We start from the raw sequence: 2,662 nt of genomic DNA on the forward strand, positions 1-2,662 counted from the left end.
GCAGGAAAGAACACGATCGTAAAATCGAACAATAATTGTGTTATCCAAGAAAATTGGACCAGTGCTAAAGGAGAATTTACGGGTGTCAGTACTAATTTTTATAATGGGAGTACCAAGCAATGGGAACAACTATGGCTTGATAGTTCCGGAGGACATTTAAAACTTAAGGGAAATCGGATCGGAAATCAAATGATTCTAAGCTCTGACGAATTTGAAAACAAAGATGGTGTTTTGAACCGTAACCAGATAACTTGGACCTTGAACGAAGATGGTTCGGTGCGACAACTTTGGGAAGTATTGGAAGGTGAAAAAGTTGTAAGTGTCGTTTTTGATGGGTTATATCGGCACATCGACTCTCCCAAGGATTAATTGGGTGCCACTTGTTTGCCCAAAATAATAAGGACCTACTTCTAAATTGCAGCCCTGAAAATATTGATAGCTAATTCAAATAATTACTCTAAAAATGAGACTTTATAATTTTTTAGAAGTAAACCTCAGGACTGCCTTACATTTAGAAATTTGATTGGTATCCTAAGGTAAAGATGATTATCCCATTTGTGGGAAAGGCTGATAAACGTTTACGTTTCCGACAAACAATTACCCTTCATTTACCCAGTATTATGATGTTAATGCATCCCCTTGGGGTATCTGTTATCATGGTTCACAAGTACCAATATCAAAGTCGAGTTCCAAAGGAATTCCTGGGGTTAGGTCTTTGCCTGTAAAGCCTTTGTAATCATGGCTATACTTTAGGGCTTGAAAAACATTGCTTATTGCGGCATCTCCTTGTTTTAGCCTGTTCCCTTGATTGGTTATTGGGTTGACGTATTTCCAAACGATATTTTGATCTTTATCGATCTCGAAGAACGTGCCCTTGGTGCCTTCACAGATAAAGGTATTGCCATTGGGTAGGCGCTGGGCACTTGAAAGTATTTTTGAATAGAATTTTGTAGGATCTTCCAGGTCAATATAGGTCCATTCTGCATCCAGTGGTCCAAACGGTTGCCCTTGATTATAGACATAATTATAAGTTTCTTCGTTTGGCGGACTAATAATGTCGATGGAGGAATAATCGGTATTTCTTCCTAGGCCATTATTGAATATCAATATCTTGCCGCCATCCGGCAGGTGACTGGGGATCCAATGGGCATTATGCTGGCCAAAGAGTTTCCTATGTCCTGCCTCCCCATGTTGATACGCTACGGGATTTCCCCATCTATAGATAATATTGCCGCCCAGGCCGCTATTCCCTCCCAATCCCGTTTGGGCTTCTTCCGTGGTGGTCGAATGGTCGATGATATAGATTTCGCCTAATTTCTGGGAACTGATTATAATTTGGTCAAGGGCCGCATTGTAGTCTAAGGCATTAAAATGAAGCCAATCCGAATTCCCCGTCGAGCTTCCCAAGAAATTGATGTCCAGTAAACCGGGGTGTTCGGCAATAATCCCAAAATTATCCTTGCCGGTGTCATGATCTTGACTGAGATGGTCCCAAACCTTCCATTCCCACACTACCGTGGCTGCTTGGGTGCCTGAAGGTTTTATCTCTACAATGCGTTCATCATAGAGTCCTTCATCAGATAGGTTTTCCGGATTCCTTCCAGCTAGAAGCGCCTTATCCCTGCTTCTTTTATGTGCGGATAAAAATAGGATATTGCCATTCGGCATGGGGACCAATCCATGGTGTTGGCTATACGTTGCACTTGAATATCGAAAGCTCCACGTAAGGTCGCCATCCCAATTGAATTTTTCAATAATACCCCCGATGCCACCATACGACATATCAGGATTATCGATTTTACCCGTCCTTAACAAGGAGCCATCTTCCATGAGACAGAATGCACCACCCCGGTCATAAGCACTCACCCATTGCTTTATGACCCGCCCACAATTATCGATAAGATAGGTGGTCTTATGAATGGTGAAAAGGGTATATCCCTTATATGCTTTGGGATGTTTTATTAATACGCCCAAGGTATTTGATACCGGAATCAGTACAGGATCTGGACGATTCGAAACAGGTATAGTGGTTGGGGTAACCGCAGTATCATCAGAGCAACTTACAAAGTACAAGGCACAAAGAACAGGTAGGATGTGTAAGACGCATTTTTTCATTTGATCAGTGATAGAATGAATGCATGGGCATTCATGATGAATCATTGTAACAGAGAAAAACAGCTTATAAGTAAGCTGTTTTTCTGATATTCCATCTTAGTTATTGAGTGAACAAATCGGGCCAATCGACCCCTCCTTCCCTGGTTAGTACAACATCTCCTGAATCCCCGTAATCATTGGACCAGGAAAGGTATAGTTCTGGGCCATTGACATCGGTAATGACCCATGTATAAGTCAAGCCGTATTGGTCCTGCCCACCCGAAATGATTAGGTTACAGGCATCGGTAAACGTTGCACCCCCGCTGGTTGCCGGAGAATCGCTCCAACAAGTAGTTCCATATTGGCCGAAACCAAGATCCGATGTTAGGTAGATACCACCCCCTTGATCCGTCCATGTGACGGTCCCGGTCACTTCCCCGCCCGGACAAGTACCTGTTATCGCCTGCAGATTGGAAGACACAAAAGAATGCGTGCCACCCAAACTCGAGGTACATGATACCGGATAATTGATGACTGTAGTAAAAAGCACCGTTGTTTGAATATTGGT

General features: G+C 42.9%; 3 protein-coding genes. 1 reads left to right on the forward strand and 2 read right to left on the reverse strand.

What is annotated here, in order from left to right; translation table 11 throughout:
* On the forward strand, positions 1-369 hold a 369-nt coding region (locus tag WBM98_RS09915; RefSeq protein ID WP_424365863.1), incomplete at its 5' end, for a hypothetical protein.
* A gap of 285 nt (positions 370-654) precedes the next feature.
* Here the strand turns inward: WBM98_RS09915 and WBM98_RS09920 are convergent.
* Both WBM98_RS09920 and WBM98_RS09925 read right to left on the reverse strand, forming a co-directional pair.
* A complete protein-coding gene (locus tag WBM98_RS09920; protein WP_424365864.1) occupies positions 655-2,115 on the reverse strand; it encodes an aryl-sulfate sulfotransferase in 1,461 nt (486 codons plus the stop codon).
* 100 nt (positions 2,116-2,215) lie between these two features.
* Positions 2,216-2,662, reverse strand: a 447-nt coding sequence (locus WBM98_RS09925) for a hypothetical protein (protein WP_424365865.1), incomplete at its 5' end; no start/stop codon positions are given.

It is taken from the genome of Maribacter sp. (assembly GCF_049667165.1).
Lineage (GTDB): Bacteria > Bacteroidota > Bacteroidia > Flavobacteriales > Flavobacteriaceae > Maribacter_A.

Bases quoted from the DNA above. Each gene is read 5' to 3' on its own strand.
- WBM98_RS09920 (WP_424365864.1), bottom strand. From the start codon at position 2,115: ATGAAAAAATGCGTCTTACACATCCTACCTGTTCTTTGTGCCTTGTAC.